The sequence below is a fragment of the Streptomyces sp. NBC_00122 genome (genome assembly GCF_045160845.1).
In the GTDB taxonomy this organism is placed as follows: Bacteria; Actinomycetota; Actinomycetes; order Streptomycetales; family Streptomycetaceae; genus Streptomyces.
The window spans coordinates 3,804,929-3,825,377 of the sequence record NZ_CP108191.1 but is presented as its reverse complement, the minus strand read 5'-3'; the positions used below and the strand labels follow the sequence as shown (position 1 = coordinate 3,825,377).

The window sequence follows — 20,449 nt, the reverse complement described above, 5'->3', positions numbered from 1 at the left end:
AAACCGGCCAACCGGGTGAAATCTCCCTAAACTGGACTTGTCCACCAAGCCCGGGAGACCGCCATGACATTCGTACAGATAATCGATTACAAGACCAGTCGGCAGGACGACCTCGATCAGCTGCTCGACCGGTACGTCTCGCAGAGCCAGGGCAAGCGCACTGTCACCCACAGCATTGTGGGCAGGGACCGCGAGAACGAGAACCACTACGTGGACGTGGTCGAATTCCCCTCGTACGAAGAGGCCATGAAGAACTCTCATCTTCCGGAGACGGACAGGATGTTCCAGGAGATGATGGCCCTCTGTGACGGGATGCCCAGCTTCACCAACCTGGACGTCGTCCGGGACGAACACCTCAACACGATGCTGGTGAACCGGATGTACGACGAGATCGCGATGAAGGGCGACATGTCCGTCATCCCGGAGATCTTCGCGTCGGACTACCGCGACCACGACATCAGCAACGCCGAGGACAAGATAGGGCCCGCGGGCATCCGCGAGGACGTGGAGATGTGGCGGAGCGGCTTCGACTTCTCCTTCACGCGCGACGCCCAGATGGCGCAGGACGACTACGTCACCACGCTGTGGACCTGGACGGGCACGCACAAGGGCGAGTTCATGGGCATCGCCCCCACCGGCAAGACCTGCACGATGACCGGCACGACGGTCTTCCGATGTCAGGACGGAATGATCAAGGAAGGCTGGTGGCACTACGACGCCATGGGCATGATGCGCCAACTGGGCGCCATGTAGCCGCCACACACACGGGAAGGCCCCGTTCCGCAGGTGCGGAACGGGGCCTTCCCGGTGTGCGGGGCGTGATCAGTGGCTGTGGCCGTGACCGTGGCCGTGGCCCGCGTCGGCCTCTTCCTCGGCCGGCTTCTCGACGACCAGGGTCTCGGTCGTGAGCAGCAGGGAGGCGATGGAAGCGGCGTTCTCCAGCGCGGAGCGGGTGACCTTGACCGGGTCGATGACGCCGGCCTTGACCAGGTCGCCGTACTCGCCGGAGGCGGCGTTGAAGCCCTGGCCCTTGTCGAGCTCGGCGACCTTCGAGGTGATGACGTAACCCTCGAGACCGGCGTTCTCGGCGATCCAGCGCAGCGGCTCGACGGCGGCGCGGCGCACGACCGCGACACCGGTGGCCTCGTCGCCGGTCAGGCCGAGGTTGCCCTCGAGCACCTTGACGGCGTGGACGAGCGCGGAGCCACCGCCGGAGACGATGCCCTCCTCGACCGCGGCGCGGGTCGCCGAGATGGCGTCCTCGAGGCGGTGCTTCTTCTCCTTGAGCTCCACCTCGGTGGCGGCGCCGACCTTGATGACGCAGACGCCGCCGGCGAGCTTCGCCAGGCGCTCCTGCAGCTTCTCGCGGTCCCAGTCGGAGTCCGTGGACTCGATCTCGGCCTTGATCTGGTTGACACGGCCGACGACTTCCTCGTGGCTGCCGCCACCGTCGACGATGGTCGTGTCGTCCTTGGAGATCGTGACGCGGCGGGCGGTGCCCAGTACGTCCAGACCGGCCTGGTCGAGCTTGAGGCCGACCTCCTCGGCGATGACGGTGGCACCGGTGAGGGTGGCCATGTCCTGCAGCATCGCCTTGCGACGGTCACCGAAGCCGGGGGCCTTGACGGCGACCGCGTTGAAGGTGCCGCGGATCTTGTTGACGACGAGGGTGGAGAGCGCCTCGCCCTCGACGTCCTCGGCGATGATCAGCAGCGGCTTGGAGGCGCCGGCCTGGATGACCTTCTCCAGCAGCGGCAGGAGGTCCTGGATCGAGGAGATCTTGCCCTGGTTGATCAGGATGTACGGGTCGTCGAGGACGGCCTCCATACGCTCCTGGTCGGAGACCATGTACGGCGAGAGGTAGCCCTTGTCGAAGGCCATGCCCTCGGTGAACTCCAGCTCCAGGCCGAAGGTGTTGGACTCCTCGACGGTGATGACACCGTCCTTGCCGACCTTGTCCATCGCCTCGGCGATGAGCTCGCCGACCTGCTGGTCCTGCGCGGAGAGCGCGGCCACGGCGGCGATGTCGGACTTGTCCTCGATCGGGCGGGCGGTCGCGAGGAGCTCCTCGGAGACGGCCTTGACCGCGGCGTCGATGCCCTTCTTCAGGGCGGCCGGGGACGCGCCCGCGGCGACGTTGCGCAGACCCTCGCGGACGAGCGCCTGGGCCAGCACGGTGGCGGTGGTGGTGCCGTCACCCGCGATGTCGTTGGTCTTGGTCGCCACCTCCTTCACGAGCTGCGCGCCCAGGTTCTCGTACGGGTCGTCCAGCTCGACCTCGCGGGCGATGGTGACGCCGTCGTTGGTGATGGTCGGGGCGCCGAACTTCTTGTCGATGACGACGTTGCGGCCCTTGGGGCCGATCGTCACCTTCACCGTGTCGGCAAGCTTGTTGACGCCGCGCTCGAGGGCGCGACGGGCGTCCTCGTCGAACTTCAGGATCTTCGGCATGGGAGCGGTTCAGTCCTCTCGTTGCGATCCTCGGCCGCTCACCGCGACCTCCACCGCCTAGAACGAACTACGCCCCTCGCCGCCCGGCATCAGCAGGGTGACCAGGGGCGCAGCTCAAATCAAAACTGGAAGCGAATTACTTCTCGACGATCGCGAGCACGTCGCGAGCCGAGAGGACGAGGTACTCCTCGCCGCTGTACTTCACTTCGGTGCCGCCGTACTTGCTGTACAGCACGATGTCGCCGACGCTGACGTCCAGCGGGAGACGCTGGCCGTCCTCGAACCGGCCCGGGCCGACCGCGAGGACGACGCCCTCCTGGGGCTTCTCCTTCGCGGTGTCCGGGATGACCAGGCCGGAGGCCGTGGTCTGCTCGGCGTCGAGCGGCTGGACCACGATGCGGTCCTCAAGCGGCTTGATGGCAACCTTGGAGCTGGCGGTCGTCACGATCCGACCTCCCCCTTCGGAGATCCGGGGTTAACTGTCTGAGGTGGCGACCAGGTCGATCCGTCGTCGCGGGTGCCGGACCTGCCTGTCGCTGTGTTGGCACTCACCAGGGGCGAGTGCCAGGTGCGAGACTATTCCGGCGATTAGCACTCGGTCAAGCGGAGTGCCAATTCTCGCCGCCGGGCGTTGCGCGGATCAGGCCTCCGAGCCCCGGAAACCCGGGCGGGAGCGCCTGTGGATCACCACCCGCACCGGGGCATTGTGTCTGGTATGTGACGCTTGGGGGCGTGCGCATCCTCGTGGTCGAAGACGAAGAGGGCCTCGCCGAGTCCCTGCGGCGCGGCCTGTCCGCCGACGGGCACGCGGTCGAGGTCACGCACGACGGCCACCGCGGCCTGGACCTCGCCCTGGCCGGGGCCCGTATGACGTCGTCCTCCTCGATGTGATGCTGCCGGGCGTGAGCGGCTGTCAGATCTGCACCCGCATGCGCGCCCACAGCGACACCACCCCGGTGCTGATGCTCACCGCCAGGGACGGTGAGTACGACGAGGCCGAGGGCCTGGACTCCGGCGCCGACGACTACCTCACCAAGCCGTTCTCCTTCGTGGTCCTGGCCGCCCGCATCCGGGCCCTGGCCCGCCGCGCCCGCACCCCCGACCTCGCACCACCCTCCGGGCGGGCGGACGGTGGCGACCAGCGGGGACCCGAAGGAGGCCCGGGCCTGTGCGGGGTGCGCGCCGGACCCGGGGCGGACTCCTGCTCGGCCGTCCTCCCGCCCGCGCGCCCCGAACGCTTCGGAAGGAACCACGGGGAGGACATAAACGTCGTAGATGATATGAAGATAAAGCGCCTCATTGCCGAGCAGATCGGGCCCAAGGCCACTGCGAGCCCGAGCTCGCCGGGCGCCGCTTCCTCCTCACCGGACGCGGCCCCGCCGCCGTCCTCACCGCCGTCCTCCCCCGCCCCCGCGGACGGTGGCGGCATCCCGTGCGTGGACTGAGGCCCCTGACGACGGCGGGCGCACGCCGCCGCACCGAGGCGCTGCTCCTGGTCTTCGTCGTCGCGATCGCCGTCTTCGGCCACGCCGCCGCGGGCCTCGCGATGAACGGCGAGCTGCCGCCCAACCTCACCGGCTTCACGATCAGCATGACGCTGCTGTCGCTGGTGGGTCACCTGGGCGTGCGCCGCTTCGCCGCCTACGCGGATCCGCTGATCTTCCCGCTGGCCATGCTGCTGACCGGGCTGGGACTGGTGCTGCTGCACCGGCTCGACCAGGGGTACATCGAGCGGTACGGCTCGGACGCCAACGCGCCCGGGCAGCTGATGTGGACCGTGGTCGGCGTCGCCGCCTGCATCCTGGTGCTGGCGCTGCTGCGCGACCACCGGCTGCTGCAGCGGTTCATCTACATCACGATGGCCGTCGCACTGGTGCTACTGATCGCTCCGGCGTTCTTCGGCGCGGACACCTACGGCGCGAAGCGCTGGATCATCCTCTTCGGCTTCTCGCTGCAGCCGGGCGAGTTCGTGAAGATCATGATCGCCATCTTCTTCGCGGGATACCTGGTCATCCACCGCGACTCCCTGGCGCTGACGGGCCGCAGGTTCCTGGGCATGCGGCTGCCGCCGATGCGCCAGCTCGGCCCCATCGTGACGGTGTGGATCGTCTCGATGCTGGTGCTGGTCTTCGAACGCGACCTCGGCACCTCGCTGATCTTCTTCGGGGTGTTCGTGGTGATGCTCTACGTCGCCACCGAGCGCACCAGCTGGATCGTGTGCGGCGTGCTCATGGCGTCGCTGGGCGCCTTCGTGGTGGGTTCGACGGAACCGCACGTCAAGGCGCGCGTGGCGGCCTGGCTGGAGCCGCTGTCGGTCTACTCGCCGAGCCCTCCCCCGGGGGTCACCTCCGACCAGTCGGCCCAGGCGCTGTTCAGCTTCGGCACCGGCGGCATCTCGGGCACCGGCCTCGGCATGGGCCACCCGGAACTGATCAAGTTCGCCGGCCGCAGCGACTTCATCCTCACCACGGTCGGCGAGGAACTCGGGCTGGCCGGGGTGATGGCCGTCCTGATCCTGTACGCCCTCCTCGTGCAGCGGGGGCTGCGGATGGCGCTCGGCGCCCGCGACCCCTTCGGCAAACTGCTGGCGGTCGGCCTCGCCTCGGCGCTGGCCCTGCAGGTCTTCGTGGTCGCGGGCGGTGTGACGGGCTTGATCCCGCTGACGGGCAAGGCGCTGCCGTTCCTGGCCAAGGGCGGCTCGTCCCTCCTGGCCAACTGGATCATGATCGCCCTGCTGCTGCGCATCAGCGACAGCGCGGAACGCCAACGCGAGGCGGACGCCCGTGGCCCGGCGGAGACGACGATCACCCCGGTGGTGTCGAGGGCGGGATGACGCCGGGAGTCCCCGCGTCCGCAGGTCCGCCGGCTCCGCCAGGGCCGCCGCCTACAGGTAGTCCTCCAGGCGCCCTATCCGGTACCCCTGTTCCTGGATCCGCTGGAGCATCCGCGTCGTCATCTGGGTCTCCGTCGTGCCCTTGAGCTCGGACGGGCCGCGGAAGTGGGCCAGGATGATGTCACCGGGTTTGAGGGCGGAGCCCTCGGCGTACTGGAAGTTGTTGATCTGCATCGAGACCCGCCACAGGACCAGGGACGAGACTCCGCACTCCGAGGCGGCCCGGAGGGTGTCGTCGTTGTAGTTCCCGAACGGCGGGCGGAAGAGCGGCGGGCGGTGGCCGAAGCGCTTCTCCAGGCGTTCCTGCTGGCCGCATATCTCGTGCTTCTGCGCCGCGTAGGACAGGGTCCGCAGGTTCGGGTGCGTCAGCGTGTGGTTGTTTATCGTGCTCGCCGAGCCGTTGTCACGGAGCTTCTCGAAGTGCCCGTAGTCCGGCGAGGCCACACTGTCCGTCAGGAACATGCTGATCGGCAGCTTCAGATCGGCCGCCATCTTCAGGAACTCGGGGTCCTTCTCCGCGCCGTCGTCGAAGGTCAGGAAGACGACCTTCTCCCCGGCCGGGACGGGTATTCGGTCGACCACCGGGACCTTGCCCGGGGCCGCCTTCGGTATCTCGGGCTTCCGGGCCGGCTTCGGGGCGTATTCGAGGGGGCCCTTCAGGCCCCACTTCCGGTACGCCTCGTCCGAGGCCGCGCCCGCCCCGCCCGTCGGCGACGGCGCGGGCTGCGACGCGGACGCGCCGGGCGCACCCGGTGTCTCCTTCGCCTTCGGCCCCAGCCGTTCGGTGGTGTCCGCGCTGTCCCCGCACCCCGTCAGGGACAGCGCGAGCGCGCCGGCCACCAGCGTTCCGGCTACCAACCGGCGCGCGTGCTTCACAGATAGTCCTCCAGGCGAGCCACGGCGTACCCCTTGGCCGTGACGGTCTTCATGACATGACGGATCATGTCAGGCATCGTGCCCTTCCAGTCCTCCTTGCCCCGGAAATGCGTGAGGATGATGTCACCGGGGTGCAGATCGCGGTCCCACTCCCGGTAGTCCATCCGGTTCGGGAAGGCCTCGGCGTTCCACAGCGGGACCGCCTTGATGCCGCAGGACTTCGCCGCGCGCAGCGTGTCCTGGTTGTAGTTGCCGTACGGCGGCCGGAAGAGGGTCGGCCGCTTGCCGAACTCCTTCTGGATCGTGTCCTGCTGGCCGCAGATCTCCTCGCGCTGCTTCTCGTACGACAGGCCGGGCATGTAGCGGTGGTTGAGCGTGTGGTTGTTCAGGGTGACGCCGGCCGCCTGCATCTGCTTGAAGTACGGGTAGTTGTCCCGAACGATGTAGTCGCTGAGGAAGGCCGTGTACGGGATCTTCAGCTCCTGCATCATCTTCAGGAACTCGGGATCCTTCTCCGCGCCGTCGTCGATCGTCAGGAAGACGACCTTGTCCTCCGTGGGGACGGTGGTGAAGACGTGCGGGTACTCCTCCTGGTCCTCCACCTCGAAGCCGTCGCGGGTGGTGATCTCCGGCTTCGTCCTGGGCGCCGGCGGGGCCGTCAGCGGTGTCTTGGCCAGCCCCCACTTCTTCGCCGCGGCGATGCGCGCCTGCTGGGCCGCCTTGGCCTTCTCGGCCGCGCCGAGCGCGCCGGCCGCACCCGCCTCCGCGCCCTTGGCGGTCTTCGTCTTCTCGGCCTTGTCCGGTGCGCCGGACTGCCCGGAGCCGCACGCCGTGCCGAGGGCGGCTACCAGCAGGGCGGCCACGGCCACCCCGAACCGGCCGCGCGGACCCGCCGCGTACCGGTGACCGTGTTGCGTCTTATCTTCCTTTTGTCGGACTAGCTGCATAGCTGCGCATCCTGGCACCCGACACGCGGGCTCCCCGGAAGGCACCGCGAGCGGAATCCGACCTTCCATCGACTGGCCCACACCGGCCGGCCCCGTCGCCGACAATGGACACGTGACCCCCGAAGACTTCGCCGCCCTCCTCACTCCCGAGGGGCACGCCCTCCTCGACTCGCTCCGCGACTACGACCCCGCCCAGGAGCTGGCCGTCGCCACCCGGCTGCGCCGCGAGCACCCCGCCGGGCTGGTCTCCGCCGCGCTCGGGCAGGCCCGGCTGCGGCAGCGGGCGGTGGCGAAGTTCGGCGCCGAGGACGCCTTCCGGATGTACTTCACCCCCGGCGGCGGCGAGATGGCCACCCGCGCGTCGGTGGCCGCGTACCGCGCCGAGCGGCTCGCGGACCTCGGCGTCCGCAGTCTCGCCGACCTGTGCTGCGGCATCGGCGGGGACGCCCTCGCCCTCGCGCGGCTCGGCATCCGGGTGCTCGCCGTCGACCACGACCCGCTGACCGTCGCCGTCGCGCGGGCCAACGCCGAAGCGCTGGGGCTGGCGGACCTGATCGAGGTCAGGGAGGCGGACGTGACGGACGTGGACGTGTCCTCGTACGACGCCGTCTTCATCGACCCGGCCCGGCGCGGGGGGCGCGGCCGGATCTTCGACCCGGAGTCCTACTCGCCGCCGCTGTCGTGGGCCGTGGAGACGGCCCGTGCGGCGAAGTACGCCGCCATCAAGATCGCCCCCGGGATCCCGCACGAGGCGGTCCCGGCCGAGGCGGAGGCCGAGTGGATCTCCGACCAGGGCGACGTCAAGGAGGCCGTGCTCTGGTTCGGCACCGCGCCCGGCACCGTACGCGCCACCCTGCTGCCCGGGCCGCGCGCCCTGCACACCGTCGATCCGCTGCCCGACCCGGAGGCGGGGCCGGTCGGCCGCTGGCTCTACGAGCCCGACGGCGCCGTCATCCGCGCGCACCTGGTCGCCGAGGTCGCCGAGCAGCTGGACGGCCGGCTGATCGACCCGACCATCGCCTACATCACCGCCGACGAGCTGCGCGCGACGCCGTACGCGACGGCGTACGAGATCACCGACGTGCTGCCCTTCGGCCTGAAGAAGCTGAAGGCCCTGCTGCGCGAGCGCGGGGTCGGCATCCTGACCGTGAAGAAGCGCGGCTCCGCGATCGAGCCCGAGGAGCTGCGCAAGAGGGTCAAGCCGCAGGGGCCGAACTCGGCGACGGTCTTCCTGACCCGGGTGGCGGGGGCCCCGTCGATGCTGATCGGCTCGCCCGCGAAGGCGGCTCCTACGGCGTAGGCGCGCGGAAGGCGCGTACCGCCCAGCGGTAGTGCGCGCCCGCCTTGCCCAGGCCCAGCAGTCCCGTGATCCACAGGATCATCCCGAGGCCCATGTAGTACGCGATCTCGCCGAACCGCCCCTCGGCCGGCGGGACCGACAGCGCGACCCCGAAGGTCAGGAACAGTCCCGCCCCGGCCAGCCCGAAGGAGGCGAGCAGCCAGGTCAGGCTCCGGCCGGGCGCGCGCACCCGCGCGTCGGCGGCCGGATCGCGGTCCGCCTCCGCCCACGCGCACAGCAGCCTGCGCACCTGCCGGTCCCGCCGGGCGCCCCAGGCGAACCAGAACCCGGCCGGTACCAGCACACCGACGCCGAGCACCGCGAAGAGGACGCCGAGGCCGTAGGAGACCACGTCGCCCTCCTCGAAGGCCATCAGACCCATGGCGACGAAGGTCCAGCCGAGGGCGAAGACGGCCGAGACGGCCCAGAGCAGCAGCAGCCGCCCCATCCCCAGGCTCCGGCGGCCCAACTCCCGCAGGATGCGCGCGCGGTCGGCCCGTACGGCGCTTTCGTCCAGCCAGGCGCGCATGTGCACGGGGGGCGGCGGAGGCGGCAGGTCACGGCGAGGCATGCGCATGACCATAGCGGCACGGCGGCCCGGCCCGGGGCCGGACGACACCGGTCAGCCGCCGGTGACCTCCACCGACTCGAACCTCCAGCGGTGCACCGCCCGCGTGATCAAGTCGGCGGCGGGCTCCGGGAGTTGCGGCAGATCCGCCGCCACTCCCTCGGCCGCCTCCCACCAGGTGACGACAAGGACCCGGTCCTGCGGGGCGCGGAACACCTCGCGGCGCACCGGCTCCCGCGCGAGGACCTGCGAACGGGCCCACTCCAGCAGTTCGCTGCCCCGGCCGTCGGCGGCCCGGGCCTCCCACATCAGCGCGACGGTGCTCATGAGTACAGGTTGTCCTTGCTCAACTCGTGCACGTGGTCGTGGTCGTGGGCCTGCCCGTGGCCGGGTCCGTGGCCGTGCCCCTGGACGCCCGGCACGTGCGGGTCCGTCACCGGCAGCGAGGAGTCCGCCGACAGGTCCCAGTCCGAGGCGGGCCGGTTCCGCTTGACCATCTCCGCGCCCAGCGCCGCCACCATCGCGCCGTTGTCGGTGCACAGCTTCGGCCGCGGCACCCGCAGGATGATGCCCGCGTCGTCACACCGCTCCTGCGCCAGCGAGCGCAGCCGGGAATTGGCGGCCACACCGCCGCCGATCATCAAGTGGTCGACGCCCTCGTCCTTGCACGCCCGGATCGCCTTGCGCGTCAGCACGTCCACCACGGCCTCCTGGAAGGACGCGGCCACATCGCGCACCGGCACCTCCTCCCCCGCGTTCCGCTTCGCCTCGATCCAGCGGGCCACGGACGTCTTCAGGCCGGAGAAGGAGAAGTCGTACGGGGCGTCGCGCGGCCCCGTCAGCCCGCGCGGGAAGTGGACCGCCTTCGGGTCGCCCTCGCGCGCCAGCCGGTCGATCACCGGGCCGCCGGGGAAACCCAGCTGGAGCACGCGGGCGATCTTGTCGAAGGCCTCGCCCGCGGCGTCGTCGATGGTCGAGCCGAGCGGCCGCACGTCGGAGGTGATGTCCGGGGCCAGCAGCAGCGAGGAGTGCCCGCCGGACACCAGCAGCGCCATGGTCGGCTCCGGCAGCGGGCCGTGCTCCAGCTGGTCCACGCAGATGTGCGAGGCGAGGTGGTTGACGCCGTAGAGCGGCTTGCCGAGGGCGTACGCGTACGACTTGGCAGCCGACACGCCCACCAGCAGTGCCCCCGCGAGGCCCGGACCCGCCGTGACCGCGATGCCGTCGAGGTCGCGGGCGCTGACCCCGGCCTCCTTCAGCGCGCGCTCGATGGTGGGGACCATCGCCTCCAGGTGGGCGCGCGAGGCCACCTCGGGCACGACCCCGCCGAAGCGCGCGTGCTCGTCGACGCTCGACGCGATCGCGTCCGCGAGGAGGGTGGTGCCGCGGACGATGCCGACGCCGGTCTCGTCGCAGGAGGTCTCGATGCCGAGGACGAGAGGTTCGTCAGCCATTGCTCTCACTGCTCTCAGTTCGTGCTTGTGCGGGGTCGGTCAGTCGCATGACGAGCGCGTCGGCGTTGCCGGGCTGGTAGTAGCCGCGCCGGAAGCCGATGGGCTCGAAGCCGAAGCGCTCGTAGAGCTTCTGGGCGCGGGTGTTGTCCACCCGTACCTCCAGCAGCACCTCGGCGCACTCGAAGGCGGTGGCGGCCCGCAGCAGGTCGGTCAGGAGCCGGGCGCCGAGCCCGGTCCCCCACTGGTCGCGGGCGGCCGCGATGGTCTGTACGTCGGCCAGGTCGCCGGCGGTGGCCAGCCCGGCGTAGCCGACGAGACGGCCGGTGCGGGGGTCTTCGGCGACCACGTAGCGGCGGGTGGCGCGCGGGCCGCGGGCGTGGGCGAGCTCGGACCAGAACATGCCCGCGGACCAGGCGTCCTCGGGGAACAGCTCGTGCTCCAGTTCCAGCACGGGCTCGATGTCCCACCAGCGCATCTCGCGCAGTGCTGCCGTCACTGCGGGGTGACCACCTTGTAGTTCTTGGGCACCTGCGCGTCGGGCCGGCGCAGGTAGAGCGGCGTCGGAGGCAGACCCTCGGCATTCTCGAAGGGCGCCCCGGCCGCGAGCCGTTCCACGGCCAGGGACGCGAGGGCGGCGGCGCTCTGGTGCTCGGGGGCCCGCGCGTCGGTGAAGACGTCCGGGTACAGCAGCGCGCCCTGGCCCACCGCCGGGAGGCCGGCGACCTGCTCGGCGATGTCGGCCGGGCGGTCCACGGCGGGCTCGCCGACCCGCGTGCGCGGGTCCTCGTAGCGCGCCCAGTAGACCTCCTTGCGCCGTGCGTCGGTGGCGACGGTGAAGGGACCCTCGATCCCGGCGGCCCCCGCGGCGTAGGCGAGGCCGTCGAGGGTGCACAGGCCGTGCACGGGCACGCCCAGCACGGAGGCGAAGGTCGCGGCCGTGACGAGGCCGACGCGCAGACCCGTGTAGGGGCCGGGGCCGACGCCGACGACGATGCCGGTGACGGCTTCGAGCTTCAGCCCGGCCTCGGCGAGCACCTTGTCGACACAGGGCAGCAACAGCTCCCCGTGGCGGCGGGCGTCGACCTGACTGGACTCGGCGAGGACGGACTCGCCGTCGTGCAGGGCGACGGTGACGGCGGGCGTGGCGGTATCTACAGCGAGCAAGAGCACGCGAACAGCCTACGACTCCGGAACCCCAAGGGTTCGCGGGCGGTTGCGGAGCGGGCCTGCTGCTACCTTTCGATCAGGTATTCCAGGCAGCACGGAGAGGTGGAGCAAGGTGGCACGCAGCAGCTCGGGAATCGTGGCCGGGCTCACCGCCGCGGCAATCGCCGCCGTCGGCTTCCTCGGCTACCAGGCATCCGCGACGGCGCCCGCGCACCCTCCGAAGGCGGCGCAGCAGGAGCCGGCTCCCGCCCCGAGCCCGTCCGCCGTCAAGCAGGACCCGAAGAAGCCGGTGCCCGTGCCGGAGGGATCCGGTACCGGGGTGCGCGTCGTGTACTCGGTGGCCCAGAAGCGGGTGTGGCTGGTGGGCGACGCCGCTCAGGAGCCGAAGTCGTTCACGGTGATGCCGAGCACGGTGCACCCGAAGGCGGGCAGCTACGTGGTCGGCTCGCGCTCGGGCTCGGTCACCGGCTCGGACGGCGTGCCGATCGAGCACGTCGTACGGTTCGCCAGCACGGAGGGCGTGGCGATCGGCTTCAGCGCCCGCGCGGACGGCGCCACTCCGGAGCCCGACCCGAACAAGAAGACCGGCGGCATCCGCATGGCGAAGGCCGACGGCGACGCGATGTGGGCCTTCGCGACGATCAACTCGAAGGTCGTCGTCGTTCCCTGACGGGCCGGCTTCACCCGTAAGAGCTCAGGCCCGCACGCACTCAGGCCGCTTCGGACTCCGGAGCGGCCTGTTCCCGTACGCCGCCCTCCGGCCCGTCCTGCGGTACGTGTTCGGGCGCGGGCGGCGTCGAGACGGCGGTGGCGGCCATGCCGGCGGCGAGCAGCGCCCGCATCGACACGGCGGACGGGCGGGGTTCGCGGTGCGCTCCTGATGGTGCCGACATGGCTGCCTCCTGGGCCCCGGCACGCCGAACTTAGGCATACCTAAGAAACTCTCGGTACCATGTCATCACGGGCGCCGCCATGGGCGCAATATCTTGCCGACGAGTTGTCGGTACGTTTACTCCGAGAGGACGCCCGCCAGGGCGTCCAGCCCGGCCCCGCCCGCCCAGCGCGCCCCGACCCCGCGGACCGAGACCTGCCGTACGTCGTCCAGGACCTCCTCGTGGCCGACCGCCCGCGCGATCACCACGTGCAGCCGGTCGTCGGAGAGCTCTTCCACCTTGCCGTCGCCCCACTCCACGACGACGACGGACTCGGGCAGCGAGACGTCGAGGTCCAGGTCCTCCATCTCGTCCAGCCCGCCGCCAAGCCGGTACGCGTCCACGTGCACCAGCGCCGGCCCGCCGCCCAGCGGAGGGTGTACGCGGGCGATCACGAAGGTCGGCGAGGTCACGGCCCCGCGCACGCCCAGGCCCTCACCGAGCCCGCGGGTCAGCGTGGTCTTGCCCGCGCCCAGCTCTCCGGTCAGCAGGACGAGATCGCCCGGGCGCAGCAGGCCGGCGAGCCTGCGGCCCAGATCGCGCATCGCGTCCGGGGAGTCGACGGTGATCCGGGCCTCGGCCCCGGCGCCCGCGTCGGCGCCTGCCTCAGGTCGTCCCGGTGCCTGGCTGCGCTGTGCTTCCAGCGGTACTTCTTCCATGCCCGCCAACGTTAGTCGGTGCGGCGGCCGGGACCGCCCCGGTGCGCGCCAGCAGCTCGGTCAGCAGCCGCGTCACCGTCTCCGGGTGCTCCAGCATCATCAGGTGCCCGGCGGACTCCAGGACCACCAGTTCGGAGCCCGGCAGCACCTCCTTGATGGCCACGCTGTGCCCGGGCGGAGTGATCATGTCCTTGTCCCCGGCGATGACGGTGACGGGTATGTCCGCGAACCGCTGGAGCGCGGAGGTCTTGTCGTGGGTCTGGAAGGCCGGGTAGAACTCGGCGACCACGTCGATCGGGGTGGCCTCGATGAGCCTCTCGGCGAAGCGCGCGACGGCCGGGTCCACGTCCCGGGAGCCGAACGAGTACATCTTGATCATGCCGGCGAACAGGTCGGCGGTGGCCCTGCGGCCCTTCTCCACCAGCTCCACCTGTGAGCCCAGCGCCTTGAGCACGCCCGGCAGGATGCGGCGTACGGCACCGAGACCGACGGAGGGCAGCCCGTACGTCACCTCGTCGAGGCGGCCGCTGGAGGTGCCGACGAAGGCGACACCGACGACGCGGTCGCGTACGAGGTCGGGGAACTGCTCCGCGAATCCCATGATGGTCATTCCGCCCATCGAGTGACCCACGAGGATCAGCGGGCCCTCGGGCGCGGCGGCGTCGATGACGGCCTTCAGGTCGCGGCCGAGCTGCTCGATGGTCACCGGATCGCCGTCCGCCTGGGCCAGTCCGCGGGCGCTGCGGCCGTGGCTGCGCTGGTCCCAGTAGACCGAGCGGGCCACGCCGCGCAGGGCGGCGCGCTGGAAGTGCCAGGAGTCCTGGCCGAGGCAGTAGCCGTGGCAGAAGACGACGGTGGCCGGCTGGGCGGGCTTGCGGCGCAGTCGCGACCGGGGCCGCTTGCCCTCCTCGGGGAGCTCGTCGACCTCGTAGTAGAGCTCGGTGGCGTCCTCGGCCTGACAGGTCCCCTGCGTCCCGCGCAGGGACCCGTAATCGCCCGCCGCGTCGAGGGCGAGGCGCGCCTTCATGCGCATGCCCCGCCCGACGGTGATCCGTTCGACCGCGACACCGGCAGCCGCGCCCGCGGCTATCACGCCGATGGCGGCGCCGGCCCAGCCGGCCTTGCGCCAGTTCTCGCTCACGCCGCCGCCCTCACTCCGTCTCAGGCGCCCAGGTACACCCGGGGCACGCGCCCTCCGATACGGGTGACGATCTCATACGCGATCGTGTCTGACGCTTGAGCCCAGTCCTCGGCGGTGGGCTCGCCGCGCTCCGCGTCCCCGAAGATGACGGCTTCGTCACCCACCGCCGCCCGGTCGCCGTCGAGGTCGACGACGAACTGGTCCATGGCCACCCGCCCGGCGACACGGCGGATCTTCCCGCCGACGAGGACCGGGCCGCGCCCGGAGGCGGCCCGCGGGATGCCGTCGGCGTAGCCCGCCGGGATCAGCGCGAGGGCGGTCTCGGCGTCGGTGACGTAGTGGTGCCCGTAGCTCACGCCGTGCCCGGCCGGGACGTTCTTGACCAGCGCGACGGAGGCCTTGAGGGCCATGGCGGGCCGCAGGCCCAGCTGGGCCGGGGTGCCGAGCTCGGGCGCGGGCGAGACCCCGTAGACGGCCAGCCCGCAGCGCACGAGGTCGAAGTGCGACTCGGGCACGGTGAGGGTGGCGGGCGAGTTGGCGATGTGCCGGACCTCGGGCTCGACGCCCTCCTTCTCGGCGTACGCGAGCATGTCGCGGAAGGCGGCGAGCTGGAGCTGGATGGACGGGTGTCCGGGCTCGTCGGCGCAGGCGAAGTGCGACCAGACGCCGGTGACCTGGACGGCGCCTTCCGCCTGGGCGGCGACGGCCGCCCCGACGAGCTCCGCCCAGTCGGCGGGCTGGCAGCCGTTGCGGCCGAGTCCGGTGTCGGCCTTGAGCTGGATCCTGGCGGGCCGGCCGGCCGCCCTGGCGGCTTCACGTACCTCGTCCAGGGCCCACATCCCGCTGACGGAGACGTCGAGATCGGCCTCGACGGCCGCCTGCCAGGGGCCGCCGGGGGTCCACAGCCAGCACATGATCCGGCCTTCGATCCCGGCGGCGCGCAGCGCGAGCGCCTCGTCGGGCGTGGCGGTACCGAGCCAGGTGGCGCCGGCCTCCTGGGCAGCCTTGGCACAGGCCAGGGCCCCGTGCCCGTAGGCGTTCGCCTTGACGACGGCCATCAGCTCGGCCCGGGGTGCCCGTTCGCGCAGCGCGCGCACGTTCGCCCGTACGGCATCGAGGTCGATCTCGGCGTACACGCGCGTCGGTGTCTCGTTCATCCCCCACAGTCTCTCAGAACCCCTGCCGCCCCCTGCTCGGGGCGCCACGTGCACACCGCTGCCGCTTGCGGCGCGGGGTCCGGGGCGGATCCCCGGCAGGGGCGCGGCGCCCGGGCCCGTCACGGCCGGCGGACGTCGCGCCAGGCGGTCGGCAGGGCTGCGGCCACGTCCTGGGCCAGCAGCGGCCCGCCGGTGAGCCTGGCCGCCAGACCGTGGAGGTACGCCGCCACCGACCCGGCGTCAGCCCCGGACAGCCCGCCCGCCAGCAGGGACCCGGCCAGCCCGGACAGCACGTCCCCGCTCCCCGCGGTGGCCAGCCACGCGGTCCCCGTCGGGTTGACCCGGACGGCCGCCACCCCGGCGGAGGCGACCAGCGTCGTCGAGCCCTTCAGCAGTACCGCCGCCCCGTACCGCTGCGAAAGCGCCCGCGCCGCGGCCAGCCGCCCCGCCTCCACCGACTCCCGCGAGACCGCCAGCAGCGCCGCCGCCTCCCCCGCGTGCGGGGTGAGGAGGGTCGGGGCCGTCCGGGCCCGCAGCACCCCGGCGTCCAGCCCCCGCAGCCCGTCCGCGTCGATCAGGACCGGCACGTCCTGCGCCAGCAGGTCCGCGACCTCCCCGCCGCGCCCCTCGCCCAGTCCCGGCCCGACCACCCACGCCTGTACGCGGCCCCGGCCGATCAGCGTCTCGGGGTACCGGGCGAGCACGGACTCCGCCGCCGGTCCGACGTACCGCACCGCGCCCGCGCCGCCCCGCAGCGCCCCCGCCACGGCCAGCACGGCCGCGCCCGGGTACTGGAGGGAACCGGCGACGATCCCGACCACGCCCCGCCGGTACTTGTCGCTCGACGCCGTCGGCACGGGCAGCAGCCCCGCCACATCGGCGTGCTGCAGGGCCTCCACGGCGGGCGCGGACAGTTCGAGCCCGATGTCCACCAGGTGCACCACGCCCGCCCGCGAGGCCCCGGGATCGATCAGCAGTCCGGGCTTGTACGCCCCGAAGGTCACCGTCACATCGGCCGTGACGGCGGGCCCCGCCACCTCCCCGGTGTCCGCGTCCACGCCGCTCGGCAGATCCACGGCGACCACGGGGACCCCCTGCGGGATCCCCTCCACCAGCGCTGCGGCCGCGGGCCGCAGACCGCCCCGCCCGCCGATCCCGAGCAGCCCGTCCACGACGAGGTCCGCCCGCCGCGGGACCTCCCGCGCGATCCGCCCGCCGGCGGCCCGCAGCGCGGCGGACCCGCCCGCGTGCATCCGCTCGGGGTCCATCGGCACCGCCGTCACCCCGGCCCCGCGCCGGGCGAGCCGCGCCCCGGCGTAGAGGGCGTCACCGCCGTTGTCGCCGGGCCCGACCAGCAGGACGACCCGCCCCCCGTAGACCCTCGGCAACAGCCCGGCGCAGACGGCGGCCAGCCCGGCCGCCGCGCGCTGCATCAGGGCGCCTTCGGGCAGTCGGGCCATCAGCTCGCGCTCTGCGGCCCGTACGGTCTCCACGCTGTAAGCAGTACGCATGGCACCAGCGTGCCCGACGAGGACGCAAAGGGGGTGTCTTGCCGATCAGGCCGGAACAGGGAGCGGCTTCTGGTGCCGTGTATCGCAAGGCCGAGGAGGGAGTCGACGCAGTGGGGGCACCTCCCAGCGGTAGCTGGGGGACGTCGGCGACCGACGAGAACGCGGCGAGGCGCGGCACCAGACGCCGCGAGCCCGGCCTGATCGGCAAGACACCCCCTAACCCTCGGCGATCACCACGGCGGACGCGACACCGGCGTCGTGGCTCAGCGAGATGTGCCAGGACTTCACGCCCAGTTCCAGCGCCCGCGCCTCGACCGTCCCGGACACCCGCAGCCGCGGCTGCCCGGAGTCCTCCACGTACACCTCGGCATCGGTCCACAGCAGCCCGGCGGGCGCGCCGAGCGCCTTGGCCAGCGCCTCCTTGGCCGCGAACCGGGCGGCGAGCGAGGCGATTCCGCGCCGCTCACCGCTCGGCAGCGTCAACTCGTCGTCGAGGAAGAGCCGCTGCGCCATGTTCGGCGTCCGCTCCAGCGCCGCACCGAACCGCTCGATCTCCGCGACGTCGATCCCCACGCCGATAATCACCGCATCAGCCCCCACTACTCCACCGTCACCGACTTTGCGAGGTTACGCGGCTGGTCCACCTCGTTGCCGCGCGCCGTCGCCAACTCGCACGCGAACACCTGCAGGGGCACCGTCGCCACCAGCGGCTGGAGCAGCGTCGGGGTGGCCGGGATCCGGATCAGGTGGTCGGCGTACGGGACGACCGCCTCGTCGCCCTCCTCCGCGATCACGATGGTCCGCGCCCCGCGCGCCCTGATCTCCTGGATGTTCGACACGATCTTGTCGTGGAGCACCGACCGCCCGCGCGGCGACGGGACGACCACCACCACCGGCAGGTCCTGCTCGATCAGCGCGATCGGACCGTGCTTGAGCTCGCCCGCCGCGAAGCCCTCGGCGTGCATGTACGCCAGCTCCTTGAGCTTGAGCGCACCCTCCAGCGCCACCGGGTACCCCACGTGCCGCCCCAGGAACAGCACGGTGTTCTTGTCGGCCAGGGACCGTGCGAGCGCCCGTACCGGCTCCATGGTCTCCAGGACGGTGTCCACCGCCGCGGCGATGTCCGACAGCTCCCGGATCACCGCCTCGATCTCGTCGCCCCACTTCGTGCCCCGTACCTGCCCGAGGTACAGCGCGACGAGGTAGCAGGCCACCAGCTGCGTCAAGAACGCCTTGGTCGAGGCGACGGCCACCTCGGGACCGGCGTGCGTGTACAGCACGGCATCGGACTCGCGCGGGATCGTCGAGCCGTTCGTATTGCAGATGGCCAGCACCCTGGCGCCCTGTTCGCGCGCGTGCCGCAGCGCCATCAGGGTGTCCATGGTCTCGCCGGACTGCGAGATCGCGACCACCAGCGTCCGCTGGTCCAGGATCGGGTCGCGGTAGCGGAACTCGCTCGCCAGCTCCGTCTCGCACGGGATGCGGGTCCAGTGCTCGATGGCCAGCTTCGCGATCATGCCCGCGTGGTACGCCGTACCGCACGCCACGATCACGACCTTGTCGACCTCCCTGAGCACCGAGACGGGGATGCGCACCTCGTCCAGGGTCAGCGAGCCGCTCGCGTCGATCCTGCCCAGAAGGGTGTCGGCGACAGCCTTCGGCTGCTCGGCGATCTCCTTGAGCATGAAGTAGTCATAACCCCCCTTCTCGGCCGCCGAGGCGTCCCAGTCCACGTGGTACGCCCGCACGGACGCGGGCGCACCGTCGAAGTCGGTCACCGTCACCCCGTCGCGGCGGAGCTCGACGACCTGGTCCTGCCCCAGCTCGATCGCGGACCGGGTGTGGGCGATGAACGCGGCCACGTCCGAGGCGAGGAAGTTCTCTCCCTCTCCAACGCCCACCACCAGGGGCGAGTTCCGGCGCGCGCCGACCACCACGTCCGGCTCGTCGGCGTGCACCGCGACCAGCGTGAAGGCGCCCTCCAGCCGCCGGCACACCTGCCGCATCGCCGCCGCCAGGTCCGCGGTCTGCCCGAACCGCTCGGCGAGCAGGTGCGCCACGACCTCGGTGTCCGTCTCGGACTCCAGCCGGTGCCCGCGCTCGGCCAGTTCGGCACGGAGCGCGGCGAAGTTCTCGATGATGCCGTTGTGCACGACGGCCACCCGGCCGGAGTTGTCCAGGTGGGGATGGGCGTTGACGTCGGTGGGCCCGCCATGGGTGGCCCACCGGGTGTGCCCCAGTCCGGTGGATCCGGCCGGCATCGGTCTGCCGACGAGCTCCTTCTCCAGGTTGACGAGCTTCCCGGCCTTCTTCACGGAGGTCAGGCCCCCGTCGGAAAGCACGGCGACGCCAGCCGAGTCGTAGCCGCGGTACTCCAGCCGCTTGAGTCCGGCGATGACCACATCGAGCGCCGACTGCGCTCCCACGTAACCCACAATTCCGCACATAGGCCGCAGCGTACGCCGAAGTCGCCCGCCTGCCCCGTACCTGAACAAGACGAAAACCCGCCCCGGCGAATACGCCGGAGCGGGGTCGACGGTCAGTCAGACCGGGCTCAGCCGAGCTTCTTGACCTGGGCGTCGACGACGGCCTTCGGCTGCTCGGCGGTGCCGGTCAGGCTCAGGGCCGAGAAGGTCGCGAGGGTGTTCCCCTTGCGCACGACCACGAGCTCCATGCTGAGCTTCTCGCCGTCCGCGTCGCCCACCACGGTGTAGGAGAGCGCCTCGTCACCGGCGGTGACCGCGGCACCGGGAGCCAGCTTGGTGATCTTGAGGGAGTCGCCGGCCTGGCTGCCCGTGTAGCCGCCGGTGCAGGCCGTGCCCGCCTTCTTGATGATGCCGAAGGCCTCCTCGGCGCCCTTGCCCTCGTACGAGGACAGGGTGACGGAGGTGGCGGTGGCGCCCAGGGCGTTCATCGCGGCCTTCAGCTTGTCCTCGGGGCTGGCGTCCGCGGCGGGCTCCTTGCCCTTGGCGACGGCCTTGGTACGGGCGGTGCCCGCGGCGGAGCCGACCGGGGCCATGGACTGCGCCTTGACCAGCGGCTGGCACTCGGGCTTGTCGCTGGTGGCGCCGGCCGCCGCGGCGGCCTCGGCCGGGGTGGCCGGCTTGACCACGTGCTCGGGCAGGTCGGCCTGGACCACGAGCAGGCCGGTCAGCTCGGCGTCCGTCTTCGCCTTGGCGGCAGGCGCGGCCGACGCCGCCGGGGCGCCGGTGGACGGCTTGGCGTCCGCCTTGGTGTCGGCCTTGTCGGCACCGCAGGCGGTGGCCAGCAGGGTCAGGGACACCGCGGACGCGGCCAGGACGCTACGACGGACAAGAGCGGTACGCACGAAAGATCTCCCCCATGGAGCACGAC

The 20,449-nt window shown here is 71.7% G+C and carries 21 protein-coding genes and 1 pseudogene; 5 read left to right on the top strand and 17 right to left on the bottom strand.

Annotation, left to right across the window (positions count from 1 at the left end):
• The first annotated feature begins 63 nt into the window (after window positions 1-63).
• Window positions 64-753, top strand: coding sequence for an ester cyclase (locus OG737_RS18265; protein WP_328927190.1), 690 nt, complete (start codon window positions 64-66; stop codon window positions 751-753).
• Window positions 754-822: 69 nt separating this feature from the next.
• Here the strand turns inward: OG737_RS18265 and groL are convergent, their stop codons facing one another.
• Both groL and groES read right to left on the bottom strand, forming a co-directional pair.
• A complete protein-coding gene (groL, locus tag OG737_RS18260) occupies window positions 823-2,451 on the bottom strand; it encodes a chaperonin GroEL (protein WP_328927189.1) in 1,629 nt (542 codons plus the stop codon).
• A gap of 136 nt (window positions 2,452-2,587) precedes the next feature.
• Window positions 2,588-2,896 carry a co-chaperone GroES gene (gene groES, locus OG737_RS18255; protein ID WP_030230757.1) on the bottom strand — a complete coding sequence of 103 codons (309 nt, stop codon included), beginning with the start codon at window positions 2,894-2,896 and terminating at the stop codon, window positions 2,588-2,590.
• A 287-nt stretch (window positions 2,897-3,183) separates the two neighbouring features.
• On the opposite strand from groES, the pseudogene OG737_RS18250 reads away from it, so the two are divergent.
• Together OG737_RS18250 and OG737_RS18245 are read left to right on the top strand one after the other, a co-directional pair.
• Window positions 3,184-3,566 (top strand): annotated as a pseudogene (locus OG737_RS18250) (response regulator); the annotation flags it as partial.
• A gap of 317 nt (window positions 3,567-3,883) precedes the next feature.
• Window positions 3,884-5,284 carry an FtsW/RodA/SpoVE family cell cycle protein gene (locus tag OG737_RS18245; protein ID WP_405921759.1) on the top strand — a complete coding sequence of 467 codons (1,401 nt, stop codon included), beginning with the start codon at window positions 3,884-3,886 and terminating at the stop codon, window positions 5,282-5,284.
• A gap of 51 nt (window positions 5,285-5,335) precedes the next feature.
• Here the strand turns inward: OG737_RS18245 and OG737_RS18240 are convergent, their stop codons facing one another.
• On the bottom strand, window positions 5,336-6,220 hold the full coding sequence (locus OG737_RS18240) for a polysaccharide deacetylase family protein (RefSeq protein ID WP_328927187.1): 885 nt from the start codon (window positions 6,218-6,220) through the stop codon (window positions 5,336-5,338).
• A complete protein-coding gene (locus OG737_RS18235; protein WP_328927186.1) occupies window positions 6,217-7,089 on the bottom strand; it encodes a polysaccharide deacetylase family protein in 873 nt (290 codons plus the stop codon). The genes OG737_RS18240 and OG737_RS18235 overlap by 4 nt, the downstream gene beginning before the upstream one ends.
• Before the next feature lie 190 nt (window positions 7,090-7,279).
• Here OG737_RS18235 and OG737_RS18230 point away from each other — a divergent pair, with 190 nt between their 5' ends.
• Window positions 7,280-8,467, top strand: coding sequence for a THUMP-like domain-containing protein (locus OG737_RS18230; protein ID WP_328927185.1), 1,188 nt, complete (start codon window positions 7,280-7,282; stop codon window positions 8,465-8,467).
• Here OG737_RS18230 and OG737_RS18225 read toward each other — a convergent pair.
• From OG737_RS18225 to tsaB, 5 genes are read right to left on the bottom strand one after another with little or no spacing between them, the layout of a single operon-like run.
• Window positions 8,457-9,077: a hypothetical protein gene (locus tag OG737_RS18225; protein WP_405921758.1), complete on the bottom strand. Its 621-nt coding sequence runs from the start codon at window positions 9,075-9,077 to the stop codon at window positions 8,457-8,459. The two genes, OG737_RS18230 and OG737_RS18225, sit on opposite strands and share 11 nt — an antisense overlap.
• Before the next feature lie 51 nt (window positions 9,078-9,128).
• Window positions 9,129-9,401, bottom strand: coding sequence for a hypothetical protein (locus OG737_RS18220; RefSeq protein ID WP_328927183.1), 273 nt, complete (start codon window positions 9,399-9,401; stop codon window positions 9,129-9,131).
• Window positions 9,398-10,528, bottom strand: a complete 1,131-nt coding sequence (gene tsaD / locus OG737_RS18215) for a tRNA (adenosine(37)-N6)-threonylcarbamoyltransferase complex transferase subunit TsaD (RefSeq protein WP_328927182.1) — start codon at window positions 10,526-10,528, stop codon at window positions 9,398-9,400. Before tsaD ends, OG737_RS18220 begins: the two co-directional genes overlap by 4 nt.
• Complete coding sequence (rimI, locus tag OG737_RS18210; protein WP_405922431.1) at window positions 10,521-11,003, bottom strand: ribosomal protein S18-alanine N-acetyltransferase; 483 nt, start codon at window positions 11,001-11,003, stop codon at window positions 10,521-10,523. The genes tsaD and rimI overlap by 8 nt, the downstream gene beginning before the upstream one ends.
• 17 nt (window positions 11,004-11,020) lie before the next feature.
• A complete protein-coding gene (gene tsaB, locus OG737_RS18205; RefSeq protein ID WP_328927181.1) occupies window positions 11,021-11,698 on the bottom strand; it encodes a tRNA (adenosine(37)-N6)-threonylcarbamoyltransferase complex dimerization subunit type 1 TsaB in 678 nt (225 codons plus the stop codon).
• A gap of 109 nt (window positions 11,699-11,807) precedes the next feature.
• Between tsaB and OG737_RS18200 the strand changes: the two genes are divergently transcribed.
• Window positions 11,808-12,365: a hypothetical protein gene (locus OG737_RS18200; RefSeq protein WP_405921757.1), complete on the top strand. Its 558-nt coding sequence runs from the start codon at window positions 11,808-11,810 to the stop codon at window positions 12,363-12,365.
• 40 nt (window positions 12,366-12,405) lie between these two features.
• On the opposite strand, the gene OG737_RS18195 is transcribed toward OG737_RS18200, so the two are convergent.
• From OG737_RS18195 to OG737_RS18160, 8 genes are all read right to left on the bottom strand, one after another.
• A complete protein-coding gene (locus OG737_RS18195) occupies window positions 12,406-12,588 on the bottom strand; it encodes a hypothetical protein (protein ID WP_328927179.1) in 183 nt (60 codons plus the stop codon).
• 116 nt (window positions 12,589-12,704) lie between these two features.
• Complete coding sequence (gene tsaE / locus OG737_RS18190; RefSeq protein ID WP_328927178.1) at window positions 12,705-13,286, bottom strand: tRNA (adenosine(37)-N6)-threonylcarbamoyltransferase complex ATPase subunit type 1 TsaE; 582 nt, start codon at window positions 13,284-13,286, stop codon at window positions 12,705-12,707.
• Window positions 13,234-14,427 (bottom strand): alpha/beta hydrolase, encoded by a 1,194-nt coding sequence (locus OG737_RS18185; RefSeq protein ID WP_328927177.1) that lies wholly within the window; start codon window positions 14,425-14,427, stop codon window positions 13,234-13,236. The genes tsaE and OG737_RS18185 overlap by 53 nt, the downstream gene beginning before the upstream one ends.
• Window positions 14,428-14,447: 20 nt before the next feature.
• Window positions 14,448-15,584, bottom strand: a complete 1,137-nt coding sequence (gene alr, locus OG737_RS18180; RefSeq protein ID WP_328927176.1) for an alanine racemase — start codon at window positions 15,582-15,584, stop codon at window positions 14,448-14,450.
• A 119-nt stretch (window positions 15,585-15,703) separates the two neighbouring features.
• Complete coding sequence (locus OG737_RS18175) at window positions 15,704-17,095, bottom strand: NAD(P)H-hydrate epimerase (RefSeq protein WP_328927175.1); 1,392 nt, start codon at window positions 17,093-17,095, stop codon at window positions 15,704-15,706.
• A 216-nt stretch (window positions 17,096-17,311) separates the two neighbouring features.
• A complete protein-coding gene (locus tag OG737_RS18170; protein ID WP_328927174.1) occupies window positions 17,312-17,680 on the bottom strand; it encodes a holo-ACP synthase in 369 nt (122 codons plus the stop codon).
• Between the two features lie 14 nt (window positions 17,681-17,694).
• Window positions 17,695-19,542, bottom strand: a complete 1,848-nt coding sequence (gene glmS / locus OG737_RS18165) for a glutamine--fructose-6-phosphate transaminase (isomerizing) (RefSeq protein ID WP_405678934.1) — start codon at window positions 19,540-19,542, stop codon at window positions 17,695-17,697.
• A 107-nt stretch (window positions 19,543-19,649) separates the two neighbouring features.
• On the bottom strand, window positions 19,650-20,423 hold the full coding sequence (locus OG737_RS18160; RefSeq protein WP_328927172.1) for a hypothetical protein: 774 nt from the start codon (window positions 20,421-20,423) through the stop codon (window positions 19,650-19,652).
• Window positions 20,424-20,449: the final 26 nt, after the last annotated feature.